The organism is Limnochorda sp. (assembly GCF_047459355.1).
Classification (GTDB): Bacteria; Bacillota; Limnochordia; order Limnochordales; family Limnochordaceae; genus Limnochorda.
This window is the reverse complement of record NZ_VSCV01000062.1, coordinates 1-4,046: the sequence shown is the minus strand read 5'-3', so window position 1 is coordinate 4,046 and position 4,046 is coordinate 1. Positions and strand designations below refer to the sequence as shown.

The window sequence follows — 4,046 nt, the reverse complement described above, 5'->3', positions numbered from 1 at the left end:
TGGCAGGCCGGGGCGGCCGTCTTCTCCATCGCCCCCAGGTCCCAAGATCTGGAGGACGGCCTCTCCCTGGGCGGGTACGATGGCGGGCGGGTGGCCGTTGGGATCCACACCCCGATCACCGCCCGGGCCCTCGCCCTGACCGCCGGGGCCGAGCGCCTGCTCCTTTTGGTGCTGGATCTGCCCGGCTTTGATCAAGAGCTGTCCGCCCGGATCCGCGCCGAGGCCGCGACGGCCACCGGGTGGCCCCAGGACCGGATCTGGGTGGCGGCCACCCACACCCATGCGGCGCCAGACCTGCTGGGTTTGTGGGGCGGTGCCCCCGATGGGTACCGGACCCTGGTGCGGGAGCGGGCCGTCGCGGCGGCCCAGCTGGCGGTGGCGCGCCTGGAGCCGGTGGAGCTGGCGATGGCGAGCTTTCGGGCCCGGGGCCTGGGGGAGAACCGGCGGGGCTGGGCCTTCACCGACGAGACCCTCTCCCTCTTGGTGGCTCGCCGCCCCGGAGGGCCAGTGGTGGCCACCCTCATCAACGCAGGGATCCCGCCCCGGGTCTTAGGCCCTGAGAACCGCTGGATCTCCCCCGACTGGGTCGGCTCGCTGCGCGCGGCGCTGGAGGAATGGCACGGGGGCACCGCCTTCTTCCTCACCGGCGCCGGAGGCGATGTGGTCCCGGCCGCGGCCGCCGAGGGCTTCCACGGGGCCATGGCCTTCGGGATCGAGGTGGCCCGGCGGGTGGACGAGGCCCTGCAAGGCCTGCTCGCGGGCGAGGGCGCCATCCCGTGGCGAGCGCTGGAGCCTCACCTCCGGGTGTCGGTGGCCGAGCTGGTCCTGCCCGTCCAAAGCCCAGCCGTCCTCGAGGCGGTGGAGGCGGGGCGGGTGGGCTACCGCCTGGGGCGGACGGGCGACCTGGTGACGGTGACCACCTGGGTGGGGCGGGCCACCTTCGGGCGGGGTGACGCCCGGGCTGAAGCCCTCACCATCCCAGGCGAGGTGGTCACCCGCATGGGGATCCAGATCCGGGGGCTGATGCACCACCCCGACGGCTTTATCTTCAGCCTCACCCACGACACCCTTGGCGTCTTCCTCTCCTGGGATGAATGGATGACCGGCCGCCATGGCCACGACGAGGAGGCCCACTCCCTGGGGATCAACGGAGGTGTCCTCCTCTACCAGGCTTTGAGCGCCCTGCCGTAAAAGCCACGGCCGCCATCATTTGCCGCCTCCGCTGGGTAGGAGCGGGGCTCCCCAGGCCCGAAGGGACTGGAGAGTCGGAGGTGGGGGGAGCGTCGATGGCGCGGCGAGCGGGCCTTCTGGCCCTGGGCCTTCTCATCATTCTGGGCGGCTGGGTGGTCATCGCCCGAACCACCAGGGGAGCCGGGGGCAGTGCTGAGTTCGTTTGGCGTTCTGAGCTCTGGGGGTATGGCGGCTTCCGGGCTCTCCTCGGTGACCTGGACGGCGACGGCCTGGATGAGCTGGTGCTTCAGGGCATGGCCGGGGAAGCCGAAGGCCAGGAACCCCTGCCGGCCTTGATCACCGCCCTCTACCGGTACGATCCCGGTTCAGGGAGGCCCGTGGAGGTGGGCCGCACCCAGGACCTGGGGCCTCTGGTGGCCCTCGCCGACCTCGATGGCGACGGCGCGGTGGAGCTTCTGGCCCGGTCCGAATGGGACGGGCCCCTGGAAGGGTGGCTCTGGGACGGGGCGGGGGACGCTTTCGTCCGAGCGCCGGGGGAGCTCCTGGAGCGGTACGAGGCCCGGGGCGGGTTCCTCCCTGAGACCCCGTCGCCCTTGATCGCCAACCCCGTCCAAGATCTGGACGGGGATGGGCTCCTGGACCGGCTGGAGGTGACCCGCACCGACGGCGGGGCCGAGCTGCGCCTCACCACCCGGGCCGGCCAGCGAGGGCTGCCCCTGGCCGCCCTGCTGGGGGGCGGGGCGGCCGAGTTGGACCAGCTCCGGGTGGAAGCCTGGCGGCCGGAAGAGGAGGACTGGCCCTGGCTTCTGGTGGGGGCCCGACTCGGGGACGGGCGGACCCACCTGAGCGTCTGGGTGCCTACTGGGGCCGGGTACCGGCTGGCCTGGGAGCGCACCCTGGCCCGTCGGGGGGGCCCGTACCACTTGCCTCCTGCCTGGGCCCTGCTCGATCTGACGGGGGATCGTCGGCCGGAGTTGGTCGTGGGCGAGGGCGGCGTCGTGGAGGTGCTGGCCTGGCGAGACGGCGCCTTCCAGCCGGTGGCCCGCACGCCCGAGAACGGCGGCCTCGGCTGGGCGGGGCTCTTCGCGGCCGATCTGGATGGTGACGGCCGGCGGGAGCTGATCGCCCGGCACGTCCGTCCCGACCTGTACACCCACCACCTGAAGATCTACCGCCTGCGGGGTGACCGCCTGCTCGGCCTGGCCGACGTGAACGCCATCGGTCACGGCACCGGTGGGCCCACCTTGACCTGGCGGTGGGGCGATCGGGAGGTTCTCCTTCTGCCCCGGCAGTTCGAACAAGCGCGGCCCGAGGCGCTGGGCCTGGCCCTCTAACCCTCGGGCCCTTTAGGGGAGCCCGTCAAGAAGGGGGCGCGCTGGGCGGCCGGCCGTGCCCGTCACTCCACATCCATGTCGCCCTCGCTCCCCGAGTCGAACAGGGAGGCCCACCCGTCGGGGAGTTGGGCCCGCACCTTCTCGATCTGCCCGGGGGAGACGGCCTCCTTCAAGACGTCCACCACGCACCGGGCGTGGTGGACAGACTTGGGCAGATCCACCCCTTCCCGCTCGCTCACCCGGTGGAAGAACTCGTCGAGGGTCAGCTCTTCCGCCGCCTCCATGTCGCCCTTGTGCATGTACGCTTGGAGCTGGGGAGGCAGTTGAGCGGCCAAGTTTTCCGCCGCGCCCCCCGTAAGCCGCTCGGCCAGGGTCTGCAGGACCGCCCGCGTCGCCCGTTCCGCCTCACCCCGGGAAGCGAGCCGGGCTCGATGCTGCACATGACCGATAAACTCGTCGTGCTGCATGCCCTTGCCCCCTCACCAGGCGGCCCGGCCCCGCCGGGGTGCCGCCTTGGGGATTCACGCCGGTTAGAAGGATGAGCCTGGACCGGGTGAGGCTATCCGTGGGAGTGGCTGCCGGGGGGCTTGGGCAGGGAAAAGAAAAACCCCGAGAGATCCTCTCGGGGAGCCGCACGAAGCGACCGGGTGCCCGCGGGGAGGCTCATCTGGTGGCCCCGGCAGGAATCGAACCTGCGCGCCCGACTTAGGAGGTCGGCGCTCTATCCACTGAGCTACGGGGCCAAGCCGATGCCGGCGCGCAGACACCAAAGCACAATCTATGCTAGCATAGGCACGGAGCCTGTGGCAAGGTCCGGACCCTGGGGGTCCTGGAGACTGGTCGGCGAGACCACGAGGAGGAAGGACCATGGAAGCGGCGCACCACGGGCCCGACGAGTGGGCGTTCGATCCGCTCGATCCGAGCCAACCCGGATGGGAGGTCCACCTGCAGGCCCAGCTCGACTGGCTGATGAGCGACGACGACCCCTGGGCGGAGCTGGAAGAGGAACCGCCCTGTTTTTGCACCGCCCGCCTGCGCCACCACAACCTTCCGGCGCTCCAAGCCCAGCTCATCCAGGCCTTCCCTGAACTGGAGGCCGGCCCGCCTCAGGCGAGCTCTGGCGAGGTCCTCTTGCGATGGCCCAAGGAGAGCTACCAGTGGGCCTCGTGGCTGGAGACCCCACCCTCCTTCCGGGGCGCGGGGGAGATCCACCTGGCCGGCGACTCGGTGGAGATCTGGACCCCCACCCGAAGCCTCATGCGGAAGGTGTTGCGGCTCCTCCTGGATCTTCCCGAGGCCGACGTGGAGCTCCAGGAGCTGATGGTGGAGGATCCCTTCGAGACCCTGCCCATCCCCGCCGGAGAGGGGGAAGACCTCAACCCCGAGCTGGACCCCGATGCTTTCGATTTCCTCCTGAGCCGCGACGAACCAGACGACGGCGACGAACCAGACGACGAAGCCGAAAAGGAGAGCGGAGGGGGCGGCGGTTTCTGAAGCCAGGCTCCCGGGAGCCCTGGTACC

General features: G+C 71.1%; 4 protein-coding genes and 1 tRNA gene. 3 read left to right on the top strand and 2 right to left on the bottom strand.

What is annotated here, in order from left to right:
- Together FWJ67_RS10695 and FWJ67_RS10690 are read left to right on the top strand one after the other, a co-directional pair.
- A partial coding sequence (locus tag FWJ67_RS10695) for a hypothetical protein (RefSeq protein ID WP_414482807.1) occupies positions 1-1,191 on the top strand: 1,191 nt, incomplete at its 5' end.
- Between the two features lie 95 nt (positions 1,192-1,286).
- Positions 1,287-2,525 (top strand): FG-GAP repeat domain-containing protein, encoded by a 1,239-nt coding sequence (locus FWJ67_RS10690; RefSeq protein ID WP_304173945.1) that lies wholly within the window; start codon positions 1,287-1,289, stop codon positions 2,523-2,525.
- A 62-nt stretch (positions 2,526-2,587) separates the two neighbouring features.
- On the opposite strand, the gene FWJ67_RS10685 is transcribed toward FWJ67_RS10690, so the two are convergent.
- On the bottom strand, positions 2,588-2,992 hold the full coding sequence (locus FWJ67_RS10685; protein WP_304173942.1) for a DUF2267 domain-containing protein: 405 nt from the start codon (positions 2,990-2,992) through the stop codon (positions 2,588-2,590).
- A gap of 201 nt (positions 2,993-3,193) precedes the next feature.
- Positions 3,194-3,268: transfer RNA gene (locus FWJ67_RS10680), tRNA-Arg, on the bottom strand.
- A gap of 124 nt (positions 3,269-3,392) precedes the next feature.
- On the opposite strand from FWJ67_RS10680, the gene FWJ67_RS10675 reads away from it, so the two are divergent.
- On the top strand, positions 3,393-4,019 hold the full coding sequence (locus tag FWJ67_RS10675) for a hypothetical protein (protein ID WP_414481858.1): 627 nt from the start codon (positions 3,393-3,395) through the stop codon (positions 4,017-4,019).
- Positions 4,020-4,046 lie beyond the last annotated feature (27 nt).

Excerpts from the sequence above, each read along its gene's own strand:
- FWJ67_RS10690 (WP_304173945.1), top strand. The coding sequence starts at position 1,287 with ATGGCGCGGCGAGCGGGCCTTCTGGCCCTGGGCCTTCTCATCATTCTG.
- FWJ67_RS10685 (WP_304173942.1), bottom strand. The coding sequence starts at position 2,992 with ATGCAGCACGACGAGTTTATCGGTCATGTGCAGCATCGAGCCCGGCTC.
- FWJ67_RS10675 (WP_414481858.1), top strand. The coding sequence starts at position 3,393 with ATGGAAGCGGCGCACCACGGGCCCGACGAGTGGGCGTTCGATCCGCTC.